Source organism: Micromonospora sp. NPDC051196 (assembly GCF_040682415.1).
In the GTDB taxonomy this organism is placed as follows: Bacteria; Actinomycetota; Actinomycetes; order Mycobacteriales; family Micromonosporaceae; genus Micromonospora.
Genome location: NZ_JBFBAY010000010.1, coordinates 47,698 through 71,493, shown reverse-complemented (window position 1 = coordinate 71,493; position 23,796 = coordinate 47,698). Strand labels below are relative to the sequence as shown.

Annotated in this window: 21 protein-coding genes; 9 read left to right on the top strand and 12 right to left on the bottom strand. The window is 70.7% G+C overall.

Annotation, left to right across the window (positions count from 1 at the left end; translation table 11 throughout):
- Positions 1-112 precede the first annotated feature (112 nt).
- Positions 113-340, top strand: a complete 228-nt coding sequence (locus tag AB0M35_RS19755) for a hypothetical protein (RefSeq protein WP_363747005.1) — start codon at positions 113-115, stop codon at positions 338-340.
- Positions 341-342: 2 nt separating this feature from the next.
- Here AB0M35_RS19755 and AB0M35_RS19750 read toward each other — a convergent pair whose 3' ends face one another.
- Complete coding sequence (locus AB0M35_RS19750; RefSeq protein WP_363747004.1) at positions 343-1,293, bottom strand: SDR family NAD(P)-dependent oxidoreductase; 951 nt, start codon at positions 1,291-1,293, stop codon at positions 343-345.
- 109 nt (positions 1,294-1,402) lie between these two features.
- On the opposite strand from AB0M35_RS19750, the gene AB0M35_RS19745 reads away from it, so the two are divergent.
- Entirely contained in the window at positions 1,403-2,068 is a 666-nt protein-coding gene (locus AB0M35_RS19745; protein ID WP_363747003.1) for a TetR/AcrR family transcriptional regulator, read from the top strand.
- Positions 2,069-2,396: 328 nt separating this feature from the next.
- On the top strand, positions 2,397-3,560 hold the full coding sequence (locus AB0M35_RS19740; protein WP_363747002.1) for a polysaccharide deacetylase family protein: 1,164 nt from the start codon (positions 2,397-2,399) through the stop codon (positions 3,558-3,560).
- Positions 3,561-3,704: 144 nt separating this feature from the next.
- On the opposite strand, the gene AB0M35_RS19735 is transcribed toward AB0M35_RS19740, so the two are convergent.
- A complete protein-coding gene (locus AB0M35_RS19735; protein ID WP_363747001.1) occupies positions 3,705-4,085 on the bottom strand; it encodes a VOC family protein in 381 nt (126 codons plus the stop codon).
- 32 nt (positions 4,086-4,117) lie between these two features.
- On the opposite strand from AB0M35_RS19735, the gene AB0M35_RS19730 reads away from it, so the two are divergent.
- Positions 4,118-5,077, top strand: a complete 960-nt coding sequence (locus tag AB0M35_RS19730) for a 5'-3' exonuclease (RefSeq protein WP_363747000.1) — start codon at positions 4,118-4,120, stop codon at positions 5,075-5,077.
- A gap of 77 nt (positions 5,078-5,154) precedes the next feature.
- Here the strand turns inward: AB0M35_RS19730 and AB0M35_RS19725 are convergent, their stop codons facing one another.
- Genes AB0M35_RS19725 through AB0M35_RS19715 form a run of 3 tightly spaced genes read right to left on the bottom strand, consistent with a single transcriptional unit; the run spans position 5,155 to position 8,272 of the window.
- Positions 5,155-5,973, bottom strand: coding sequence for a sugar phosphate isomerase/epimerase family protein (locus AB0M35_RS19725; RefSeq protein ID WP_363746999.1), 819 nt, complete (start codon positions 5,971-5,973; stop codon positions 5,155-5,157).
- On the bottom strand, positions 5,970-7,124 hold the full coding sequence (locus AB0M35_RS19720; protein ID WP_363746998.1) for a dihydrodipicolinate synthase family protein: 1,155 nt from the start codon (positions 7,122-7,124) through the stop codon (positions 5,970-5,972). Before AB0M35_RS19720 ends, AB0M35_RS19725 begins: the two co-directional genes overlap by 4 nt.
- Entirely contained in the window at positions 7,121-8,272 is a 1,152-nt protein-coding gene (locus AB0M35_RS19715; protein ID WP_363746997.1) for a Gfo/Idh/MocA family oxidoreductase, read from the bottom strand. Before AB0M35_RS19715 ends, AB0M35_RS19720 begins: the two co-directional genes overlap by 4 nt.
- A 261-nt stretch (positions 8,273-8,533) precedes the next feature.
- Between AB0M35_RS19715 and AB0M35_RS19710 the strand changes: the two genes are divergently transcribed.
- From AB0M35_RS19710 to AB0M35_RS19700, 3 genes are read left to right on the top strand one after another with little or no spacing between them, the layout of a single operon-like run.
- A complete protein-coding gene (locus tag AB0M35_RS19710) occupies positions 8,534-9,550 on the top strand; it encodes a LacI family DNA-binding transcriptional regulator (RefSeq protein WP_363746996.1) in 1,017 nt (338 codons plus the stop codon).
- Between the two features lie 46 nt (positions 9,551-9,596).
- Complete coding sequence (locus AB0M35_RS19705) at positions 9,597-12,299, top strand: hypothetical protein (RefSeq protein ID WP_363746995.1); 2,703 nt, start codon at positions 9,597-9,599, stop codon at positions 12,297-12,299.
- A gap of 39 nt (positions 12,300-12,338) precedes the next feature.
- Complete coding sequence (locus AB0M35_RS19700; protein ID WP_363746994.1) at positions 12,339-13,340, top strand: fructosamine kinase family protein; 1,002 nt, start codon at positions 12,339-12,341, stop codon at positions 13,338-13,340.
- Between the two features lie 14 nt (positions 13,341-13,354).
- Here the strand turns inward: AB0M35_RS19700 and AB0M35_RS19695 are convergent, their stop codons facing one another.
- The 7 genes from AB0M35_RS19695 to AB0M35_RS19665 form a co-directional block, all read right to left on the bottom strand.
- The gene (locus AB0M35_RS19695; protein ID WP_363746993.1) at positions 13,355-14,377 is read right to left on the bottom strand and encodes a radical SAM protein; all 1,023 of its coding nucleotides are present in this window, start codon (positions 14,375-14,377) and stop codon (positions 13,355-13,357) included.
- Between the two features lie 59 nt (positions 14,378-14,436).
- On the bottom strand, positions 14,437-15,159 hold the full coding sequence (locus AB0M35_RS19690) for a hypothetical protein (RefSeq protein ID WP_363746992.1): 723 nt from the start codon (positions 15,157-15,159) through the stop codon (positions 14,437-14,439).
- Positions 15,160-15,181: 22 nt separating this feature from the next.
- Positions 15,182-17,011, bottom strand: coding sequence for an IucA/IucC family siderophore biosynthesis protein (locus tag AB0M35_RS19685; RefSeq protein ID WP_363746991.1), 1,830 nt, complete (start codon positions 17,009-17,011; stop codon positions 15,182-15,184).
- Entirely contained in the window at positions 17,008-17,586 is a 579-nt protein-coding gene (locus tag AB0M35_RS19680) for a GNAT family N-acetyltransferase (protein WP_363746990.1), read from the bottom strand. Before AB0M35_RS19680 ends, AB0M35_RS19685 begins: the two co-directional genes overlap by 4 nt.
- Positions 17,583-18,863, bottom strand: a complete 1,281-nt coding sequence (locus tag AB0M35_RS19675) for a SidA/IucD/PvdA family monooxygenase (protein WP_363747183.1) — start codon at positions 18,861-18,863, stop codon at positions 17,583-17,585. Before AB0M35_RS19675 ends, AB0M35_RS19680 begins: the two co-directional genes overlap by 4 nt.
- Positions 18,864-18,898: 35 nt before the next feature.
- Positions 18,899-20,422 carry an aspartate aminotransferase family protein gene (locus AB0M35_RS19670; protein ID WP_363746989.1) on the bottom strand — a complete coding sequence of 508 codons (1,524 nt, stop codon included), beginning with the start codon at positions 20,420-20,422 and terminating at the stop codon, positions 18,899-18,901.
- A gap of 142 nt (positions 20,423-20,564) precedes the next feature.
- The gene (locus AB0M35_RS19665) at positions 20,565-21,596 is read right to left on the bottom strand and encodes an ABC transporter substrate-binding protein (RefSeq protein WP_363746988.1); all 1,032 of its coding nucleotides are present in this window, start codon (positions 21,594-21,596) and stop codon (positions 20,565-20,567) included.
- 70 nt (positions 21,597-21,666) lie between these two features.
- Between AB0M35_RS19665 and AB0M35_RS19660 the strand changes: the two genes are divergently transcribed.
- Positions 21,667-22,764 (top strand): iron chelate uptake ABC transporter family permease subunit, encoded by a 1,098-nt coding sequence (locus AB0M35_RS19660; RefSeq protein WP_363747182.1) that lies wholly within the window; start codon positions 21,667-21,669, stop codon positions 22,762-22,764.
- Positions 22,761-23,783: an iron chelate uptake ABC transporter family permease subunit gene (locus tag AB0M35_RS19655; RefSeq protein ID WP_363746987.1), complete on the top strand. Its 1,023-nt coding sequence runs from the start codon at positions 22,761-22,763 to the stop codon at positions 23,781-23,783. The genes AB0M35_RS19660 and AB0M35_RS19655 overlap by 4 nt, the downstream gene beginning before the upstream one ends.
- Positions 23,784-23,796: the final 13 nt, after the last annotated feature.

The window sequence follows — 23,796 nt, the reverse complement described above, 5'->3', positions numbered from 1 at the left end:
CCGGTCAGGAATCGAGAAGTACCGCCGCCGGATCACGAGCAAGCTTGCCCCAGGACATCCCGCCCGACGCAGCTCGCCGGGCCGGGCAGCTCATCTTCTCACGGAGGTCGACGTGCACTGGAACAACGCTGTCCGGAAGACCCACCGATGGACGTCCCTCACGTTCGTCGGGACCGTCATCGTCGCCTTCGTCGCCGCCGCCCAGACCGAACCCGCCGAGTGGCTTTTCTACCTACCACTGCCCCCGCTGGCCCTGCTCCTGCTCACCGGGCTGTACCTGTTCGTGCTGCCGTACGCCCGCAGGCGGCGGGGCGGACAGCGTGCCACCTGCGGAGGATGAGCTCATGCTGTACTGCCAGCCGCTCCGGAGGAAAGCGGGTTCTGCGTGGACCAGACGGCGGGGAACCGCACTCCGGTGAGGTTTTCGGAGACGGCCCACAGCCGTTGCTGGACGGCCACCTCGTACGACTCCGGGCTGGAGGTGACCAGCCGGGGGTGGCCCATGATCTCGTTGCGTCCGCCGGGACCGTAGTACTGGCCGCCGAGCACGGCGGGGTCGGTGGCGGCGCGCAGGGTCGGCAGCGCGCCCATCGCCGGCGTCTGGGTGATCAGCGGCGCGAGCCAGGTGAGCGGAAGCCGGAGGGCTGCGGGGGTGTTGCGGGCGAGCTCGGTGCTGGACATGCCGGGGTGCGCGGCCACCGCGACGGTGGTGCCGTGCCTGGCGAGGCGGCGCTGCAGCTCGTACGTGAACATCAGATTGGCCAGCTTGGACTGCCCATAGGCGGCGACCCGACCGTACGACCGCTCGAACTGAAGGTCGTCGAAGTGGATCGCGGCTCGGATGCGGTGGCCGGTGCTGCTGACCGTCACCACGCGCGAGCCGGGCACCGGCAGCATCAGGTCCAGCAGCAGCCCGGTGAGCGCGAAGTGGCCGAGGTGGTTGGTGCCGAACTGCAGCTCGAAGCCGTCCCGGGTGGTCTGCTTCGGGGTGTACATCACGCCAGCGTTGTTGATCAGCAGATCGAGCCGGTCGAGCCGGGACCGCAGCGCCGCCACCGCGGTCCGGACGGAGTCGAGCGAGGTCAGATCCAGCGCCTGCACGGTCACGTCGCCGGTCATGCGGGCCGCGGCCTGCTCCCCCTTCTCGACGTCACGCACGGCGAGCACCACGGACGCCCCGCGCTCGGCGAGCGCCTTGGCGGTCTCGTACCCCAGCCCGGTGTTGGCCCCGGTCACCACGGCCACCCGCCCGCGCTGGTCCGGAATGTTCGTTGTCGTCCACTTCTCGCCCATGTCAGGCCCCCATCGCATAACGTACCGAAGGTATCTTGTGCCTGAAGACGCTAAAGTACTTTCGGTACGTTGTCAACGTACCGGAGGTACGCAAGCTAGGCTGGCGATCGTGACTTTCCAGCGGGCGCGAACCGAGGAACAACGGGAGATCCGCCGACGAGCGATCCTCGACGTGGCATCGGCGATGCTCGACGAAATGCCCGTGGCCGCAGTCACCCTGAACGAGCTCAGCCGCCGGGTGGGCCTGGCGAAGCCGAACGTGCTGCGCTACTTCGAGTCCCGTGAGGCGGTGCTGCTGGAACTGCTGGACCACTTCCTGCGGGAATGGCTGACGGAACTGGCAGGCGAGCTGGCCGCCGGCATCGACGAGAATCTACCAATGGCCGAGCGGGCGACAGCGGTGGCCGAGATCCTCAGCCGCTCACTGTCCGACCGAGTGGTGCTGTGCGACCTCTTCGGCGCACAGGGCAGCGTCCTGGAACACAACGTCTCCGTCGAGGTCGTAGCACGCTACAAGCGCGCCTCCCTGGACCGCCTGACAACCATGACCGCCCTGATCCAGAAGTACCTGCCGGAGCTGGGCGAGAACGCGACACTGTTCAGCCTGCAGACCATGGTCATGGCCGGCGCGCTGTCGGCGTACAGCACACCCCCACCCAGCCTGGAGGCGGCCTACCAGGCCGAACCCGACCTGGCCCGCTTCAGGATGGATCTCAAGGACTCCTTGAAGCTGGCCCTGACCGCAACCCTCCTGGGCGTGCTACCTCGGCGCTGACCTGCGTCGCACCGACCAGGCCAGAAATCCCTACAGCACCTCGCGCCATCTTGCCGCCGTCGGTGACGCGACGCTGTGAGCCTGCCCCGGATCTTGTAGAGACCGTGCTCAGCCAGCCCCACGTGCAGGGCCGCGCCAACGCCGCCGTACGCGTGCCAGCCTGGGCGGTCGCGGCCGATTAGCCGGCTTTCCGGAACTTCCGGAGAACTTCCGGAAGCTATTGACGTGTTCGAAACGCCGTTGCAATACTCCGAGCGCGATGGCATCAAGTCCTGTCGATTAAAACCATGCGTCGTCAGGTGCCATCCGCCCCAAGGAGGACCTGCGCATGTACGAAAGTATCGGCGGCTCCCGCCGCCCGTCCGCCCCCCGAAAATCGCGCCTCACCGTCCGGTTGGCCGCGCTCGCCTCCACCGTGGCGCTGAGTGCCGCCGGTCTCGCGATCGCCGCCACTCCGTCCAGCGCCGCCGTCTGCAACGGGTACGTCGGCATCACCTTCGATGACGGGCCGACCGGCAGTACCAGCGCACTGCTGTCCGTGCTTCGCGCGAACGGCGTACGGGCGACCATGTTCAACGTCGGGCAGACCGTGCAGAGCAACCCGTCCGCCGCGCGGGCCCAGGTCGACGCGGGCATGTGGGTGGCCAACCACAGTTGGAACCACGCGCACATGACCTCGATGAACCAGAGCCAGATGCAGTCGGACCTCTCCCAGACCAACTCGGCGATCCAGGCGGCGACCGGCGTCCGGCCGCAGTTGTTCCGCCCGCCCTACGGGGAGACCAACTCGACTCTCCAGTCGGTCGCCGCGTCGCTTGGCCTGCGCCAGGTGATCTGGGACGTCGACTCCCAGGACTGGAACGGCGCCAGCGTCAGCCAGATCGTCTCCAACGCCAGCCGTCTCCAGGCCGGCCAGGTGATCCTGATGCACGACGGCATTCAGAACACCCGCAACGCGATTCCGCAGATCATGGCAAACCTGAGCAGCCGTAACCTCTGTCCGGGCATGATCTCACCGAGCACCGGCCGAGCGGTGGCACCGGACGGCACTCCGCCCCCGACCACGCCTCCGCCGACCACTCCGCCGCCGACCACGCCTCCGCCCTCCGGCTCCGCCAGCCAGATCGTCGGTAGCCAGTCGGGTCGATGCATCGACGTACCCAACGCCTCCCAGAACAACGGCACCCGGGTACAGCTCTACGACTGCCACGGACAGTCCCACCAAGCCTGGACCTACACCGCAGACAAACAACTACGGGTGTACGGCAACATGTGCCTCGACGCAGCAGGCTCCGGAAACGGCGCCGCCGTCCAAATCTACGCCTGCCACGGCCAAGGCAACCAGCAATGGAACGTCAACTCCAACGGCACCATCAGCGGCGTCCAGTCCGGACGCTGCCTGGACGCCTGGAGCACCGCCAACGGAGCGCAGGTCCAGCTCTACGACTGCCACGGCGGCACCAACCAGCGATTCAGCCTCGTCGCACGATGAGCATCGCTGATCCACTGTTCGCCGGCAGCCAGGACGACAGGCTGGCGGGCTAGGCCCAAGAACCGGACCGAAACCGGGCGGGCTCGACCTCACGTCGGGCCCGCCCGCTCGGCACACCATTTGGGTGTGAACCAAGGGATCCGATCAACCGATCAGCCAGAGGCAGAACGGGTGACCGTCCGGGTCCAGGCAGACCCGGACGTCCTCCTGCGGCTGGTAGTCGGCCAGGGTGGCGCCGCAGGCCAGCGCGTGATCGAGCGCGGCGGCCAGATCCGTGACGCCGATCTCCAGGTGCATCGACATCTGCTGCCGGCCCGGCTCGGCCGGCCAGGTCGGGCGGACGTACGCCCGCTCGCGCTGGAAGGAGAGCCCCACCCCGCCGTCGGCGTTGCGCAGGATGACATCGTCGGCCTGCTCGTCCGCGATCTCCCAGCCGAGCAGCCGCACGTAGAAGCGGGCCAGCGCAGCCGGGTCGGGAGTGTCCAGGTTGACCGTGGTCAGCGTCAGCCGGGCGGGTACGGACATCGAAATCCTCCTGATCGTGCCGGGCGCACCGAATGTCGGTGGGATGTGCCAGGCTGTCGGACGTGGCACAGCAGACCCCGATCATGCTCATCGACACGCCCAGTCTCTACTTCCGCGCGTACTTCGGCATTCCCGAGTCCGCCGCGAAGACCGCCGACGGCCAGCCGGTCAACGCCGTACGCGGACTGCTCGACATGCTCGCCCACCTGGTGCGTACCCGCGGGCCGGGGCGGATGGTGTGCGCGATGGACCACGACTGGCGACCGGACTGGCGGGTCGCGCTGCTGCCGTCGTACAAGGCGCACCGGGTGGCTCCGCAGGGCGGCGAGGTCGTGCCGGACACCCTCACCCCGCAGGTGCCGATGATCCTCGACGTGCTCGACGCGCTGGGGATCACCGTGGTCGGCGCGGCCGGCTACGAGGCCGACGACGTGCTCGGCACCCTCTCGGTCACCCAGCCCGGGCCGGTGGAGGTGGTCTCCGGCGACCGTGACCTGTTCCAGTTGATCGACGACGCCCGCGGGGTGCGGCTGCTCTACATCGGGCGGGGCGTGACCAAACTGGAGGACTGCGACGACGCCGCGGTGCGGGCCCGCTACGGCGTGCCGGCCGACCGGTACGCCGAGTTCGCCGCCCTGCGCGGCGACCCGAGCGACGGGCTGCCCGGGGTGGCCGGTGTCGGTGAGAAGACCGCCGCCCGGCTGGTCGACCGGTACGGCGACATCGCCGGCATCCTCGCCGCCCTGGACGACCCGGGCTCCGGCTTCGCGCCCGGACTACGCGCCAAGCTCGCCGCCGCCCGGGACTACCTCGCGGTGGCGCCGAAGGTGGTCCGGGTCGCCCTGGACGTGCCGCTGCCGCCGCTGCCCACCGAGTTGCCGGTGGCGCCCGCCGACCCGGAGCGGCTGCTCGACCTGGCGCAGCGGTGGAACCTGGCCGGTTCCACCCGCCGTCTGGTCGACGCGCTCGCCACCCGCGAAACCGCCGGGTAGCTACCGACCAGGCTCGGCGCCGCGCCGAGGCCGGTGCGTTCGCGCGTCGGCTCCACCGCGCGGTCGCCCCTGCACGATCAGGCTACCTCGCGCAGGTAGCCGTCGATAGCGGCGGCGAGCACCTGGTGGCCGGGGCGTGCCCAGACGTCGGCGTTGAAGACCTCCACCTCGATCGGGCCGGTGTAGCCGGCCTTGTCGACCGCCTCGCGTAGCCGGCGCAGCTCGATGCAGCCGTCGCCGGGCAGCGCCCGGCCGAGCAGCACCCCCTCGGGCAGCGGGGTGATCCAGTCGCAGACCTGGAACGAGGCGATCCACTCCCCGGCCCGGGCGATCTGCGCGTACACCGTGTCGTCCCACCAGACGTGGTAGGCGTCCACCACCACGCCGACCACCTCAGGGTCGAACCGTTCGGCGATGTCCAGGGCCTGACCGAGGGTGGCGATGACGCACCGGTCGGCGCTGAACATCGGGTGCAGCGGCTCGATGGCGAGTCGCACCCCGGCGGCGTCGGCGTGCGGGGCGAGGTCGGCGATCGCGTCGGCCACCCGGGCGCGGGCCCCGTCGATGTCCTTGCTGCCGTCCGGTAGCCCGCCGGAGACCAGCACCAGTACGGGTGCGCCGAGGGTGGCGGCCTCCTCGATGGCGCGCAGGTTCTCGTCGCGCCAATCGTCGGCGGTGAAGAAGCCGCCCCGGCACAGCGTGGTCACCGCAAGCCCCGCGTCGCGGACCAGTTCGGCGGTACGGGCCAGGCCGTACTCGGCGACCGGTTCCCGCCACAGGCCGATGCCCGGCACCCGGGCGGCCACACAGCCGGCCACCACGTCGGGCAGCGGCCAGTGTTTCGTGGTGGCCTGGTTGAGGGAGAAGCGTTGCAGCGCCGCCCGGTCGCCGGTCACTGGGTCACCCCCGCCACGGTGAAGTAGGCCCGGGCGCGGGCGGCGGCCAGGTCGGCGTCGGGTAGCAGACCGGCGGCCTCGGCGAGGGTGAGCAGGGTGGCCAGGTGCACCGGGGACCGGCCGGACTGCACACCGCCGACCATGGTGAAGTGGTCCTGGTGGCCGGTCAGCCAGGCGAGGAAGACGATGCCGGTCTTGTAGTACCAGGTGGGTGCGGCGAACAGGTGCCGGGCCAGCGGCACGGTCGGAGCGAAGATCTCGTCGTACCCGGCCAGGTCGCCGCGGTCGAGGGCGGCCAGCGCGGCGGCGGCGGCCGGCGCGATCGCGGCGAAGACGCCCAGCAGCGCGTCGGAGTGCCCGGTGTCGTCGCCCCTGATCAGCTCGGGATAGTTGAAGTCGTCGCCGGTGTAGAGGCGCACCCCGGCGGGCAGCCGCCGCCGCAACGCCACCTCGCGGCCGGCGTCGAGCAGTGACATCTTGATGCCGTCCACCCGCGACGCGTGGGCCTTGAGCAGCTCGACGACGGTGTCGGCGGCCAGGTCCAGGTCGGTCGAGCCCCAGTAGCCGGTCAGCGCCGGGTCGAACATCGGGCCGAGCCAGTGCAGCACCACCGGGCTGTCGGCGGCGGTCAGCAGGTCGTCGTACACCCGCAGGTAGTCCTCGGCATGCCGGGCGGCGGCGGCCAGGTGACGGCTGCACATCAGCACCGGCACGGCCCCTGCGGCCTGCACGTCGGCGAGCTGCTCGCGGTAGGCGGCGGTGACCTCGGCCAGGGTGGCCAGGCCGGGCGGAAGCTGGTCGGTGGCGACCCCGGCGACGATCCGGCCGCCGACCGCGCGGGCCTGCGCCGCGCTGCGGCGGATCAGCTCCCGGGTGGTCGGATAGTCCAGGCCCATGCCGCGCTGCGCGGTGTCCATCGCCTCGGCCACCCCGAGGCCGTACGACCAGAGGTGCTCACGGAAGGCGAGGGTGCGGTCCCAGTCAAGCACTGCCGAGGTGCCCGGGGTGTTGTCGGCGCTCGGATCGGCCACCACGTGCGCGGCGGCGTACGCGATCCGGCTGCGTGGCGGGCCGTCGGGGCGCGGATGTCCGGTGCCGCCGCCCAGCCGCAGTCGCCGCCCGCCGGGCAGGGTGACCGTCGTGCCGCTCACAGGCCCAGCTCCGGCACCTCGACGCGGCGGCCCTCGCGGGCCGACACCAGACCCAACTCGGCCAGCTGCACGCCCCGTGCGCCGGCCAGGAAGTCCCACCGGAACGGCTCACCGGCCACCACGTGCCGCAGGAACGCCTCCCACTGCACCTTGAAGCCGTTGTCGAAGTCCTCGTTGTCCGGTACCTCGGACCACTGTGACCGGAAGTCCTCGGTGACCGGCAGGTCGGGGTTCCACACCGGCTTCGGGGTGACCGCCCGGTGCTGCACCCGGCAGCGACGCAGCCCCGCCACCGCGCTGCCCTCGGTACCGTCGACCTGGAACTCCACCAGTTCGTCGCGGAACACCCGCACCGCCCACGACGAGTTGAGCTGCGCGATCACCCCGCCGTCCAGTTCGAAAACGGCGTACGCGGCGTCGTCGGCGGTGGCATGGTACGGCTTGCCGGCCTCGTCGACCCGGCGCGGGACGTGCGTGGCGATGGTGGCGGAGACCGAACGCACCTCGCCGAACAGCTCCGCCAGCACGTAGTGCCAGTGCGGGAACATGTCCACCACGATGCCGCCGCCGTCCTCGGACCGGTAGTTCCAGGAGGGGCGCTGGGCGGGCTGCCAGTCACCCTCGAAGACCCAGTAACCGAACTCGCCACGCACCGACAGCACCTGGCCGAAGAAGCCGCCGTCGAGCAGCCGCTTGAGCTTGCGCAGGCCCGGCAGGAACAGCTTGTCCTGCACCACCCCGGTGCGTACGCCGGCGGCGCGGGCCGCGCGGGCCAGGTCGAGCGCGGCGGCGGTGTCCTCGGCGAGGGGCTTCTCGGTGTAGATGTGCTTGCCGGCCTCGATCGCCGCCCGGATCGCCTTCTCCCGCTGCTGGGTGACCTGGGCGTCGAAGTAGATCTCGACGTCGTCGCGGGCCAACGCCGCACTCAGGTCGGTGGTCCAGTCGTCCAGACCGTGTCGTTCGGCGATCTCGCGCAACTTGGTCTCGCTGCGTCCGACCAGGACCAGGTGCGGCCAGATGGTGGTGCCGTCGGCCAGCGGCACACCACCGGCGGACCGGATGGCGAGCAGGGAACGCACCAGATGCTGCCGGTAACCCATCCGGCCGGTGACGCCGTTGACGATGATGCCGATCGACCTGCGGGTCATGAGGGGGTCCTTCCGCAACGAGATCAGGTAAGCGCTTTCCTAGGAGGAGCCTAGGGTGAGCGGGAACCTCCGGGCAAGGGCTTTCCTGTTGGCAGCAACTGCGAACGTCCGACGGCAGCACGTCAGCACGAACCGGCCGAACCGGGCCTATCTCCCGGTGTGACCTGCGCGAACCATGCAGCGGCGGCGGAAGGCACCCCCTGCGGTACGGTGACGCTGGCCGTCGCAGGCGCGGCCGACGCGACACGGGAGGGGACGCCGGTGGCGACGCTGTCCGATGTGGCGCGGCGGGCGGGAGTCTCCCCCGCCACGGCTTCTCGGGTGATCAACGGCAGCAGCAAGCCGGTCACCGACGAGTTGCGCGAACGGGTCCTGCGGGCCGTCGCCGAGTTGCAGTACGTACCCAACGCCCACGCCCAACTGCTGGCCCGATCGCATCGCGGTGCGGTCGGCGTGATCGTGCACGACGTCTCCGACCCGTACTTCTCCGAGATCACCCGAGGGCTGCAACGGGTCGCCACGGACCAGGGGCGGCTGCTGATGATCTGCAACAGCTACCGGGACCCGGATCGGGAGCTGGAGTACGTCGAACTGCTGCGTGGGCAGCAGGTGGCCGCCATCATCCTGGCCGGCTCCGGCTACCACGATCCCGACTTCACGACGCTGCTGAACGGGAAGCTGGCCGCGTACGAGGCCACCGGGGGGCGAGTCGCGGTGATCGGCCGTCACGAGCACTCCGGCGACGCGGTGATGCCGGACAACCGTGGCGGCGCCCGGCTGCTCGGCCAGGAGATCTGCCGGCTCGGTCACCAGCGGATCGGGGTGGTGGCCGGGCCACGGGTGTTGACCACCACCAGCGACCGGCTGACCGGGCTGCGCGAGACGCTCGCCGAACACGGCCGGCAACTGCCGGAGCATCTCGTCCGGTACGCCGATTTCGACCGGGACAGCGGCGCCGAAGCCACCGCCGCCCTGCTGGACACCGAGCCCGGACTGACCGCGATCGCGGCGCTCAACGACTCGATGGCCATCGGCGCGTTGTCGCTGCTGCGCTCCCGATCGGTGGCGGTGCCCGAGCAGGTCAGTGTGTTCGGCTTCGACGACATGCCGATGGCCCGCGACGTCACCCCGGCGCTGACCACGATCCGGCTGCCCCTGGTCGAGATGGGTGCCCGGGCGATGGCGCTGGCCCTCGACGGTGGTTCCGCCGGACCTCGGGTGGAGTCACTCGCCGCCGAACTGGTCCGCCGGGACAGCTCCGGACCGCCGCCGGACTGACTGACCATCCCCACGCGATTTGCGCGAATGGGATAGATATAGTCACATGCGTAGACTCCTGATTTCCGCTGCTCTTGCGGTGGCGCTGGTGACCGGAGCCGCCGGGCCGGTGGCTGCTGATCCACCCGAAAGGCCCGCTCCCCGGCCTGCCGTCGAGGGTTGGTCGCTGGCCGAAGGCGAGCTGACCTGGCGCTCGGCCAAACCGGTGCCGATGGGCAACGCTGCCGTCGAATTCTGGTCGGGCCAGCGGCGTCTCGGCCCGGCTCGCCCGCACCCGGACGGCCGGACCTTCAGCCTCCCGCTGACCGGGCCGGTCAAACCCGACGAACTCGCGGTGCGGGTCGGCGGCAGGCGGATCGACGCGGAGGCCCCGCGCGAGCGCGCCCGTCGGTCGGGACCGGTCGCCGCCGTGGCGGCCCCGCAGCCCGCCGGCCCCGTCGATCCCGGCAGGCCCGGACCGTACCGGCAGATCACCGGCGAGTACGACCTGCCCGGGATCACCCTGCCGGAGTTTGCGGAGAAGGTCGAGATGCGCGCCGTGGTGGTCGCGCCGCAGGGCGCCTCCGGAGCTCGGCCGCTGGCCCTGTTCCTGCACGGCCGCCACACCGTCTGCTACCGGGGTGACGAGGAGGTGCCCCAGCAGTGGCCGTGCCCGACCGGCTCCGATCCCATCCCGAGCCACCGTGGCTACCTCCAGGCACAGCGGCTGCTCGCCTCGCAGGGCTATGTGACGGTCTCCATCTCGGCCAACGGAATCAACGGCCAGGACTGGGCCGTCGCCGACGGTGGCGCCCAGGCTCGATCCTCGCTCGTGCGGCTGCACCTGGCGAAGTGGGCCGACTGGGCCGGTGCGGGTCGTGCCGGGGCGCCGGCCATCGTGCGGGCCGCGCCCCGGGCCGACCTGTCCCAGGTGTTCCTGATGGGTCACTCCCGTGGTGGCGAGGGGGTCAGCCGGGCGGCGATGGACTCGCTCACCCCACCGCCGAGGGCACAGGACGGTTATCCCGGCAAAATTCGGTGGACCGTACGCGGCATGCTGCTGATCGGTCCCACCCTCTTCGGGCACAACCCGGTGCCGGACGTTCCCTCGGTGACGATCCTGCCCGGCTGTGACGGTGACGTCTTCGACCAGCAGGGTCAGATGTTCGTCGACGCGACACGCGGGCTCAGCCCCAGTCGCGCACTGCGCAGCGCGCTGTACGTGATCGGGGCCAACCACAACTACTTCAACACCGAATGGACGCCCGGACAGTCGGCGGCACCGTCCTGGGACGACTTCTACACCAGCGACGACGAGCCGGATCCGGTCTGTTCACCGGGCATGCCGACCCGACTCACCGCCGCCCAGCAGCAGACCGTCGGCGCCACCTACATCGCCGCCGCCGCGCGGCTCTTCGTCGGTGGTGACGACCGGGTCCGGCCGCTGCTCGACGGCACCGGTCGGCGGGCGCCCTCGGCCGACCCGGCGCGGGTACTCAGCCACGCCCTCGGCGGCAACCGCACGCCGGTGCTCACCCCGGATGCGTCGACGCGGCTGTCGGGCGGGGCGCGGATCTGTGACCAGGTCACCGACGACGCCGAACGGTCCTGTCTCGACCCGGCGGACCGAAACGCCCTTCTGGCGCACTTCACGCCCTTCTTCTGGAACATCCCCGAGCCCGACCGGTACGCGGCCGAGCTGACCTGGTCCCGTGCCGACAAACCGATGCGGCTGGCTGCATCCCGGCCGGTGTCCGTCGCCGGTGCCCGTGACCTCGCGCTGCGGGTCATCGTCCCGCCGAACACGACCGGCACCCGGTTGAAGGTGACCGTCGTCGGCACCGACGGGCGACGCAGCCGACTGGGCGAGGTCCGGATCGACGGCCTGCCCGGTACCGGCAACACGACCTCGTACTGGGCGCAGGAGGTGCGGGTGCCGCTGAAGGGGGCACCGGCACGGCTGGCCGCCATCGAGGTCACTCCACGCACCGCGACCGGGCAGGCATGGCTGCTCGACGCCTGGGGCTGGAAGCCGGGCACACCCGACCCGAGTGCCCTCCGCCTACCTCGGCTGGACATCGGCGCCCTGGAGGTGGCCGAGGGTGACTCCGGCACGAAGACACACGAGATCCCGGTGACCATCACGGGACGCGGCAGCGCGACGGTACAACTGAACCTGACCGATGAAATGTTCGTCAGCCGCTCCTGGCTGGCCACCGTCCGGCCTGGTCAGCGCAGCATCCGGGTGCCGGCCGAGGTGGTCGGGGACGCGCTGTGGAACTACACCGAGCGGCATCTGCTGACCGCCAAGGCGCAGCGGGGCATGGTGGTCGGCAGCTACATCGGCGGCCTCGACGTGCTCAATGACGATCCGGTGCCGACCATCACGGTCGAACCCGCCCAGCGCGTCACCGAGGGCGAGACGTTGACCTGGCGTTTCACCTCGTCCGCGCCGACGGAACAGGGCATCTTCGCGATCGCCTGGCCGCAGCCACCCACCGCCGGCCCCGAGCTGTCCACCATGGACGTCGATCCGGACTGGTTCACCGAGCACGCGTACTCGCCGGTGGAGCCCGAACGGCCGCTGTCCCAGACCTGGCTGGTGCCGTACATGGAACTCGCCCCGGACGCGGTCGTCGCTGAGATCACCGTACCGACGATCACCGACTCGGTGGCCGAGCCGGACGAGTGGATCGAACTGCACTTCGACCAGGAACCGGACGGGCCGGTGCTACCACCGGTGCTGACCGGTGTGGTGACCGACGACTGAGCGGCGACGCGGTGACACCGGTACGGATACCCTGTGCCGGTGCCACCGCTGAGCCCCACCCAGCAGGTCCTCTCCCCCGACGACGTGGCCGACTGCATCGCCGCCTCGTTCGGCGATGAACGGCAGGTGGTCGACTGCGGGCCGCTGGCCGGCGGCGGCTTCGCCACCGTCTGGTGGGTGCGCCTCGACCACGGCGGGGACGTCGTCCTCAAGGTCGGGCCGCCGTCGCACGTGCCGCTGCTGCGCTACGAGGCCGGGATGCTCGCCGCCGAGGCCCGCTACTTCCGGCTGGTCGCCGCGCGGGCGCCGCAGGTGCCGGTACCGCCGGTGCTGCACCACGGCCGCGACGCCCGACTCGGCGAATGGCTGGTCACCGGCCGGCTGCCCGGCCGGGCACTGCCCGACCTCGACGGTGCCGACGAGGGCGCGCGCTACGACTTCGGCGCCGCGATGGCCACCCTGCACCGGATCACCGGCGACCGGTTCGGCTACGACGCCGGCCGCACCGGGGACTCCACCTGGTCGGCGGCGTTCACGGCGATCATCGAGGATCTGCTCGCCGACGCTGCGGACTGGCAGGTCACCCTCCCCGCGCCGCCGCAGCGGTTCCGCGCCCTGGTGGCTCGGCACGCCGACCGGCTCGACCAGGTACGCCGACCCGCCCTGCTGCACTTCGACGGCTGGGACGGCAACGTGCTGGCCGCGCCCGACGAGCGCGGCGCGTACCGGATGTGCGGGCTGGTCGACGGCGAGCGGTTCCTCTACGGCGACCCGGTGTTGGACCTGGTCTCCCCGCTGCTGTTCCGGCGCGCCGAGGACGAACCGGCGCATCCGTTCCTGCGCGGTTACGCCGAGACCGCCGGCACACCGCTGGTCTTCGACGCCGGGGTACGCCGGCGGTTGGCGTTGTACCGGATGCACCTGCACCTGCTGATGACCGTGGAGATGCCCAGCCGGGGCATCACCGTCGACAACGACCCCGGTCGACACACCCTGCTCGCCGAGCTACTCGACCGCGACCTGGCGGACCTGGGCAGCTGAGCACTGGGCGAATGCTACGAGCCGGCTGCATCAACGGGTCGTGCACGCAACACCGTACGGGCCAGCACCTCGTCGAACCAGGCGCTCTGCAGGACCTGGCTGATCGCCTCCTGCCAGTGCTCGCGCAGCACCGCTCGGATCGCCTCGTCGTGGTACAACCGCTGGCACATCTGGCAGTGGTGTGCGTAACGGCCTTCCCACTTGATCGAGGGATCCCGTTCGGCCGCCCACGCCACCACCCGCTCCGGCCCTTCATAGTGAATCCAGAGCTTGAGGAAGTCCTGTTCGGCCTCACGGATCGCGGTACGCAGTGGACTCGGCTGGTCGACCCGGGCCACGTTCAGCTCGTCGATTCGACGCAGCCCGAGGCCGCAGCAGGCACCGATCCGTCCGTCTGCCTGCACCGTGTATGTCTGCAACACGCTGTCGCAGCCGGGCCGCAGACCGATGTTGCTGTGGTCGACGGTCAGGCCAGGCGGATACCGGTGATACTTCATCGGACTCAGCGGCATCCACGGACTCGACCTGACGGTGAGGTGCGCCGCCTGGTTGGCGGACAGCCGCGCCAGGGCGGGGTGGTCGAGCAGTTGGTCCCGCGTCACGGCGTTGCCGTTCTTCAGTTCCACCATCACGTGCACAGGTAGGGACCGTTCGCAGGCCGCGACAATGGCGTACGCGACCCGGTCGACGGGCACGAACCGGGCATGTTCGTCACCGCTGCTGTAGTTGATCTCGTCGAGTCCGGCCTCGATCAGCCCGGTGATCTTCTTCCGCGCGCGGGCCAGATCGAACGCCCAGTGCGCGTTGGTCACCAGCCGGACCGGTAGTCCGCGCCGGTGGGCGTGCGCGACACCCGCGAGCAGGTCCGCCCAGCGCAGGGTGGCCTCCCCGCCGGTGAACACCACGTTGTGGAAGCCGAGATCCTTCGCCTCGTCGATGGCCGCCACCATGCTCGCGAGGTCCAGGGTGGTGCGGTCACGCGGGCTCGACAGGGTGCCGCACTCCCCGCAGGCCGCCGGGCAGGCGAAGGTCGGCATGATTGACAAGGTGCGTGGGCCGCGGAAGACGTGGCGCTCTGGGCCGGTGTCCGACACGCTCACCCGCCACCCGGCGTGTCCCGCAGTCCGGCATTACGAACGTCGATCGCGTGCCGCACCAGAGCGTCCACTGTGCCTCGAATGAATTCGGGGCTGACCAGCGTCTGGTCGATCGGATCCTGCCCAGAGCCCCTGCTGGTGGCAGGTGAGGTGGTCTGGGAATGCTGCTCGAAGTTCGTGGTGGAGCGTAGGTCGGAGAGCAGATTCGGATGGCCGTCCGCCGAGACGGACTGGGCGGTGTGGCTGTGACTATGACTCTGCTGATCGGTGGAGAACAGCAGGTGGGACCCGATAACCTCGCTGTGTGTGATGAAGGAGTGCGGGCTGTCCCCGAGGGTGACCTGCTCGCCGGCGAGGATCGCGTCGCGGACCCGTGCGGCAGCCGGGCTGTCGCCGCCGTGGGTCAGCAATGCCCGGCCGAAGTCGTCGATGAACTGCGTACGAGACAGCGGTAAGGTCCGCTCCTCGGCCATGTACTCCTGCAGCCAGGTCAACAATGCCTGGTTACCCAGAATCTCGAAGAGCACCTCGTTGGCCTCGGACACCTGCTGCGGTGGCAGCTCGCGGCCCTGCACCCGTGAGATTACGGCAGCGGGATTCTGAACGAAGAGTCGTTGCAACTCGGCGTCCTGTTGCAGTTCGACGAAAAGGTTCGAGACCGGACCAGTGACCGGTTCGTAGCGCAGCACCAACGGCTCGCGGGTGCCCTCGGAGTCGACCACGGCCCAATTGTGGCGTCACCCACTACGGACGGTCACCGGATGATCGGCCTACTCCTTTGGCGAATCGGGCGATGGGGTTGGTGAGGGCGCCGACGAGTTGCAGGGCGGCCGACGGGTCGGCCAGGTCGACCATCTGCTGGTTGTCGCGTAGTTGCAGCCGGTTGAGGCAGGACAGGGCGAACTCGGGGGCGAACAGGTCGTAGCGGGCCAGCCGGTCGGCCAGGTGCGGCACCCGGGCGGTGTAGTCGGTGGCGCAGTCGGCGACCGTACGCCAGAACGTCTCCTCGTCGATCACACCCTGGTCGGCCAGCAGCGCGCCGAGGAAGCGGAAGAAGCAGTCGAAGACGTCGGTGAAGATGGACAGCAGCTTCATGTCCTCCGGCACCTCGGCCCGGATCCGTTCGACCGCCGGTGGCAGGGTCGCCTCGGTGCTCATCACCACGATCTCCTCGGCGATGTCCTTGAAGATCACCCGTTGTACGGCGTGGTCGCGCAGCACCAGGATGACGTTCTCGCCGTGCGGCATGAACGCCAGGTCGTAGGCGTAGAAGGCGTGCAGCAGCGGGGTGAGGTAGGCGTGCAGGTAGCGGCGTAGCCATTCGGTCGGTGCCAGCCCGGAGGCGGTGATCAGTTCCGCGGCGAAGGATCGGCCGTCGGCGTCGACGTGCAGCAGCGAGGCCATGGTGGCCAGCCGTTCACCGGGGGCCAGGGTGGGCACCGGGCTCTCCCGCCACAGCGCGGCCAGCATCTTGCGGTACGGCGAGTAGCGGTCGGTGGCGGCCTCGTACTGCCGGTTGCGGTAGCCGACGGCGGCCCGCTCCCGGATGATCGTCAGGCCGGTGGCCTGGAACACCTCGTCGGCGGCGATCAGGTCGGCCAACCAGTCGTTGATGGCCGGGGTGGCCTCCATGTACGCCGCCGACAGGCCCCGCATGAAACCCATGTTCAGCACGGACAGCGCGGTCTTGACGTAGTGCCGGTGCGGCGCGCTGACGTTGAAGAAGGTGCGGATCGACTGCTGGGCGAGGTAGTCGTCGTCGCTCTCGCCGAGGCACACCAGGCGGCGGCGGGCCACCTCACCGGCGAAGGTGACCGCCATCTTGTTCCACCACTGCCAGGGGTGCACCGGAATGAGCAGGTAGTCGGCCGGGTCCAGGTCGAGCGCGGCCAGGGCGTCGGCGAAGCGGGCGAGGGTCGCCTCGCCCAGTTCCGTGCGGACCAGGGTGTCGTAGTCGAGGTCGGCGGCGCTGGTGAAGGTGGCGTGGTCGCGGTGGGCGGCCAGCCAGATCAGCCGTACCGGACGGGCGGCCTCGGGGGCGTAGCGGTGGTATTCGTCGACGCCGAAGCCGAGGCGGCCGTTGTTGGCCACGAAGCAGGGATGCCCCTCGGTCATCGACGTCTCGACGGTCTGGAAGTCGGCCTCGACCAACTTGGCCGCTGTCGGCAGGGCCCGGTCCAGCTTGTACGCGCTGCCGGCCAGGGTGGAGTTGATCTCCTCCAGGTAGACCGGCAGGATCCGGTCGGTGAGTCCGAGCGAGTCACGCAGGTCCAGGCAGAGGTCGACGGCGTCGAGCGGTTGCGGCTCCCCGTCGCGGTGCCGGGTGATGCTGTCCGGGTCGATATCCCAGTGCTCCAGGGTGCGCAGCCGGGCGCTGAACCGGTAGCGCACGGCGCCACTGTCGCTGGTCACCGCATACCACCGGCGTTCGGTGGGGTCGGCGACCGGGCCGTCCGGTACGGGGGTGATCAGCCGCTCGTGGGCGAACTCGGCGAGGGCCTTGCGCACCAGCAGCCGGTTGGCCCGCTCCCAGGTCTGCGGGCGCAGGTGGGCGACCAGATCGGTGGTGGTCACAGCGTTGCTCCTTCGCTACGGGTCGCGGCGATGAACCGCTGTCGGGTGCAGATGCTCAACAGCGCCTGCTTCTCCGGCTTGGCGATCGGACCGATCGCCTCGAAGCCGACGGCCGCGTTGAGGGCGTGCACGGCGGTGTTGCGCACGTCCGGTTCGACCACCACCCGGACGGTGGTGGGGTCGGCGAACAGCCAGGACATCACGGTGGTGATCACGGCACGGGTGAAGCCGTGCACCGGGGTCTCGGTGGGCGCACAGAGGAAGTGCATGCCCACGTCGCCGGGCTGGACGTCGTAGAGCCCGACCAACTCGACCTGGGCCGGGTCGTACCGTTCGGCGAGGAACGCCGGTTCGCCGCGCCACAGCCCGAGGAAGGCGTTGTGGTGCGGGTGGGCGGCGATGCGCCGGTACTCCTCGACGACTGCGGCCAGGTCGGCGTCCTGCATCAGCCAGAACGCCGCCTTGGGATGGGTCACCCAACGGTGCAGCAGCGGGCCGTCGGCGGCCACGTCGAGCGTACGCAGGGCGAACTCACCCAGCCGTGGATCGATCCGGGTGTGCACGGTGTCGCTCACGCGGGCACCCCGAACTCCTGGAAGGTGATCGACTTCTCGATCGGGTACGCCTCCCGACCGAGCAGCTCACGGATGATCCAGGCGTTGCGGTACGGGCCCATGCCGAGATCCGGTGAGGTGATGCTGTGCGTGTGCGTACCGCCGTTCTGCAGGAAGATGCCGCGCCCGGTGTGGTCGACGCTGTAGTTGCGGGCCACGTCGAGACGGCCGTGGCCGTCGAAGCGCAGCCGGTCGCGGATCGGGTCGCAGAAGGCGGGCACCTGGTAGCGGTAGCCGGTGGCCAGCACCAGCCCTTCGGTGTCCAGGGTGTGGTCCCGCCCCTGCTCGACATGGCGCAGCCGCAGGGTGTGCCGGCCGCTGGACCGGTCGTAGTCGACCCCGGTCAGCTCGGTGTTGGTCAGCAGTCGGGTGTTCACCGGGCCGTGCACGCTGGTGGCGTAGAGCAGGTCGAAGATGTCGTTGACCAGGTCGGCGGAGATGCCCTTGAACAGCCCTTTCTGCTCGGCCTCCAGACGGTAGCGGGTGTCCTCGGGCAGGGCGTGGAAGTAGTCCACGTAATCCGGTGAGGTCATCTCCAGGGTCAGCTTGGTGTATTCCAGCGGGAAGAACCGGGGCGAGCGGGTCACCCAGTTCAGCTGGTAGTCGTACGAGTCGATGTCGGTGAGCAGATCGTGGTAGATCTCGGCGGCGCTCTGTCCGCTGCCGACGATGGTGATGCTGCGTTTGGCCCGCAGCGCGTCGCGGTGTTCGAGGTAGCGGGAGTTGTGCACCGCGTCGGAGTTCAGTCCGGCGCAGGCGGCCGGCAGGTGCGGCGGGGTGCCGGTGCCGAGCACCAGGTGCCGGGCCCGGTGGGTGACGGTGTCGCCGCCGACGCTGGCGGTCACCACGTACTGCTCGTTCGTGGGGTCGTACTCGACGGTGGTCACCTGGTGACCGAAGCGCAGGTTGGGCAGCTTCGCGGCGGCCCACCGGCAGTACGCGTCGTACTCGGCGCGCAGCGGGAAGAAGCTCTCCCGGATGTAGAAGGGGTAGAGCCGGCCGATCTCCTTGAGGTAGGCGAGGAAGGAGTACGGCGAGGTGGGGTCGGCCAGGGTGACCAGGTCGGCCAGGAACGGGGTCTGCAACCGGGACGACTCCAGCAGCATGCCAGGGTGCCAGGAGACGTCGTCGCGGGCCTCCAGGAACAGTCCGTCGAGTTCGGCGATCGGCGCGGTCAGGCAGGCCAGGCCCAGGTTGTACGGGCCCAGGCCGATCCCGATGAAGTCGTGGCTTTCCATCCGGTCCTCCAGGCTCGGGTGCTGCGTCGGCATGCTCAGCCCACCGGGCAGGTGAGGTCAGCGGTGGACACGGCGTGGGTGTGCGCGTACCGGCCGGCGTGCTCGGCGATCAGGTCGAGCACGTACGCCACGTCGTCGGTGCTGGTCGCCGGGTTGAGCACGGTGAACTTGAGGTACTGCCGGCCGTCGACCCTGGTGCCGGCGACCACGGCCAGGCCGGAGGCGGCCAGCGCCGACCGGGCGTGCAGGTTCGCCGCGTCGGCGAGGTCCGCCGCGGTGCCGGCGGGCCGCCAGCGGAACACCACCGTGCTCAGCGCCGAGCGGGTGAGCACCTCGAACCGAGGGTCGGCGGAGGCCAGCTGCCACGCCTGGGCGGCCCGGTCGCAGACCTCGTCGAACAGTTCGCCGATCGCGTCCGGGCCCATCACCCGAAGGGTCAGCCAGAGCTTGAGGGCGTCGAAGCGGCGGGTGGTCTGCAGGCTCTTGTCGACCTGGTTGGGGATGCGTTCGGCGACCATCCGGGCCGGGTTGAGGTAGTCGGCGTGCCAGGTGGCGTGCCGCAGCGTACGCCGGTCGCGGACCAGCACGGCGCTGGAGCTGACCGGCTGGAAGAAGGACTTGTGGTAGTCGACGGTCACCGAGTCGGCCCGCTCGATGCCGTCGAGCAGGTGCCGGCGGGTCGGCGAGACCAACAACCCGCAGCCGTACGCGGCGTCGACGTGCAGCCACACGCCGGAGGTGGCGCAGACCTCGGCGATCTCGTCGAGCGGGTCGATGGTGCCGAAGTCGGTGGTGCCGGCGGTGGCGACCACCGCCAGCACGGTCAGCCCGACGCGCCGGCAGCGGCTGATCTCGTGGCGGACGGCACCGGCACGCATCTGCCGGTCCGGCCCGGTCTGCACCACCACGACCGCGTCCGGGGCCAGGCCGAGCAGTTTGGCGGCCTTCTGCACGCTGAAGTGGCCGGCGGCCGAGGTGATGATCCGCAGTTGGGGCAGCAGGATCCGCCGGTCGGTCGGGTTCGCCCCGGCCAGGGCCTCCTCCCGGGCCAGCAGCAGAGCGTGCAGGTTCGACTGGGTGCCGCCGCTGGTGAACACCCCGTCGGCGGCCGGTCCGAGACCGATCCGGGCGGCGGTCCAGTCGATCAGGCGTCGTTCGATCAGGGTGCCGCCGGCGCTCTGGTCCCAGGTGTCCATCGAGGAGTTCACGGCGCTGAGGACGGCCTCGCCGAGCAGGGCCGGGATGACCACCGGGCAGTTGAGGTGGGCCAGGTAGCGCGGGTGGTGGAACCAGACCGCGTCGCGCAGGTATACCTCGTCGAGTTCGTCCAGGGCGGCGGTGGTGTCACGCAGCGGCCGGTCCAGGTCGATCGCGTCCACCAGCGGGGCCAACTGCTCCGGACGTACGCCGGTGAACGGGCCGGCCGCCTCGGCGACCCGCCGGGCCACCCGGTCGGCACCGGCTGTCACCGCGGCACGGTAGTCGTCGACTGTGCCGTCGTGCAGCAGGTGGGCTCGGGCGGGTGTCGGCGGTGTCGCGGTGTGCACCGGCAGGGTCATGAACTGTCCTCCACGCTCGGCGGATCGGTTTTCCGGGCAGCCGGAACCCGCCGCCGGCGCGGCGCGCGGCGGGTTCGCGGTAGATGAGGGTGGTGGGGCGGGCGACCGGCGGGTCGGGGTCACGCCGGTCGCCCGTGGCGGGTCAGGTCAGCTTCTTCGCGCCCTGGATCGCCTTGGCGAGGTTTTCGAGCAGCGGGGCGGCACCGGCGTACGAGAAGCGGGGCACCGCGTCCCAGGGGGTCACCTGGCCGGCCTGCACGGCGGGCAACTGCTTCCAGGTGGGCTTGGCGGCCAGGTCGGCCGGTTGCAGCGCGGTGCTGCGGTTGTCGAGCAGGATCAGGTCGGCCGGGAACTTGCCGGCGTTCTCCCAGCTGAGCGCCTCGAAGTAGTCACCGGATTCCAGTTTGGTGGGCACCACGATGTCGACGCCCAGTTCGGCGAAGTACATCAGGTCGGTGCTGACCTTCGGGTTGGAGGCGTAGAACAGGTCGGGGCTGCCGGAGGCCGCCAGCACCTTGATGCCCGGGTTGGCCTTGACCGCCTGGCGTACCGCCTCGGCGGCGGCCTCGAAGCGGGCCTTGGCGTCGGTGACCCTGGGCGCCGACAGGTCGGCGCCGAGGGATTCGGCGAGTGCGGCGTAGCGTTCGATCGGCTTGGTCATCGGGACGCGGGCGGTGGTGATGGTGACCACCGGCGCCAGCGGGAGGATCTTGTCCTTGCTCTCGTCCGGCACGTACCAGTAGGCGCCCGGGTCGTACATGTGCGTAACCAGCAGCTCCGGGCGCAGCGCCGCGTACTTCTCGACGCTGAACTCGCCCCAGACGTTGCCGAGGATCTCCACGCTCTCCACGTCCAGGTCACCGGCCTGCGGTTCCTTGCTGCCGTCGGCCTTCTTCGTCTCGCCGAAGACGCCGACCACCTCGCGGCCGAGTCCGAAGTCGACAAGCGCGGCGGCCGAGCCGGTGAAGGCCACCACCCGGGCGGGCCGGGTCGGCGCGGTGATCGCCTCGGGGCGGTCGTCGGTGAACGACCACGGTCCGGAGCTGTTGCCACTGCCGGGGTTCGCGGCCTCGTCCCGGCCGCATCCGGCGAGCAGGGCGGCGAAGGTGGCGGCGCCACCGGCGGCGAGCAGGCCCCGACGGGAGAGGCGGCGTACGGAAACAGGATCAGGCATGGTGTGGTCTTCCGATCAAGTTCATAGGTGGCGATGGACAGCCGGCGTTAGGTTAACCTAACCTAACTGGCTGTCAAGTCCTCGTCCGGCGTTTCGTACCGCACTGGAGCCCACACTGTCCGTCATCGAGTCGCCACCACCTGAGACGCCAACGCGGACCGCACCACCGCCTCGGTCGCGTCGCGTCACGTCACGTGCCGCCGGCCTTGTCGCCGCCGCGCTGGCTCTGGTCGCGGTGGTGGTGCTCAGCATCGCCGTCGGCGCCAAACCGATCCCCCTGGCTCAGGTGTGGCCGGCGCTCACCGATCCCGGCGTCGCCGACTACGCCGTGGTACACGAGATGCGGCTGCCCCGGACGCTGCTCGGACTGCTCGCCGGCACCGCGCTCGGCACAGCCGGCGCGGCGATGCAGGCGCTGACCCGTAACCCCCTCGCCGACCCCGGTCTGCTCGGCATCAACGCCGGCGCCGCCGCCGCGATCGCCACCGCCTCGTTGCTGTTCGGCGTGGGCGGCGGCACCGGCCAGGTCTGGTTCGCCCTCGGCGGCGCCGCCGCGGTCACCGTGGGCGTGTACGCCGTCGGCGGTGGCCGAACCGCCACGCCGGCCCGGTTGGCGTTGGCCGGCGCCGCGCTCAACGCGGCCCTGTACTCGTACGTCAGCGCGGTGATGCTGCTCGACTCCGCCGGGCTGCAACGGCTGCGGTTCTGGACCGTCGGCTCGCTGGCCAGCGCCGACGACGCCACCGTGCGGCGGGTGCTGCCGTTCATCGCGGTCGGCCTGCTGGCCGCGCTGGCCGCCGCGCGACCACTCAACGCGCTGGCCCTCGGCGACGACACCGCCCGCGCCCTGGGTGCCCGCCCGGCGCTGATCCGGGCTGCGGTGATCGTCGCCATCACGCTGCTCTGTGGCGCCGCCACCGCCGCCTGCGGGCCGATCGTCTTCGTCGGGCTGCTGGTGCCGCACCTGGTGCGTACCGTCACCGGGCCGGATCTGCGCTGGCTGTTGCCGTACTGCGCACTGTTGGCGCCGGTGCTGCTGCTCGGCGCCGACGTGGCCGGTCGGGTCCTCGGTCGTCCCGGCGAGTTGCAGGTGGGGCTGGTCACCGCCGTGCTCGGCGGTCCGCTGTTCCTCTGGCTGGTGACCCGGACGAGGGCGGCCCGCCCATGATCGTGATTCGTGTACCCGGGCGGCTCTCGCTGCGGCTGCACCCCCGCGCCCTCGCCGTCGGGGCGGCCGGCGTGCTGCTCACCCTCGCCGTCGGCGTGCTGGCCGTCGGCCACGGCGACTATCCGATGTCACCGGCCGACGTGCTGCGCACCCTGACCGGTGGCGGCAGTCCCGCCGAGGACTTCATCGTCACCCAACTGCGCCTGCCCCGGCTGGTCACCGCGCTGGCGGTGGGAGCCGCGCTCGGCCTGGCCGGCGCGGTGTTCCAGGCCCTGGTACGCAACCCGCTGGGCAGCCCGGACGTGCTCGGCTTCACCCAGGGCGCGGCGACCGGCGCGCTGATCGTGGTGGTCGTCGGCGGCAGCAGCGCCGCCCTGGCCGGGGCCGCCGCGATCGGCGGCGTACTCACCGGCCTGCTGATCTACCTGGTCGCCTGGCGACGCGGCGTGCACGGCTACCGGCTGGTGCTGGTCGGCATCGGCATGTCGGCCATCCTCACCGGCGTCAACGGCTACCTGCTGACGCGCGCCCCGCTGATGGAGGCGGCCCGGGCCGTGCTCTGGCTCACCGGCAGCCTGGACGGTCGGGGCTGGTCCGACGCCGCGCCGCTGCTGGCCGCCCTCGCGGTCGCCCTGCCGGTGCTGCTGACCTGCGGACCGGCGCTGCGGATGACCGAGTTGGGCGACGACACGGCCACCGGGCTGGGCGTACCGGTGCCCCGGCTGCGGATGTTGCTGCTGGCCACGGCGGTGCTGCTGGTCTCGCTGTCGGCGGCCGCCGCCGGCCCGGTGTCGTTCGTCGCGCTCACCGCCCCGCACCTGGCCCGGCGGCTGACCCGGGCACCCGGCACCAACCTGCTGCCCGCCGCGATCATCGGCGCGCTGATCATCGTCGTCGCCGACCAGGTGGCCCTGCGGGCCTTCCCCAGCCAACTGCCGGTCGGTGTGGTGACCGGCGTGCTCGGCGGCGGCTATCTGGTCTGGCTGCTGGCCACCGAACGCCGGGCGGGCCGGCTGTGACCCGAAACGACGA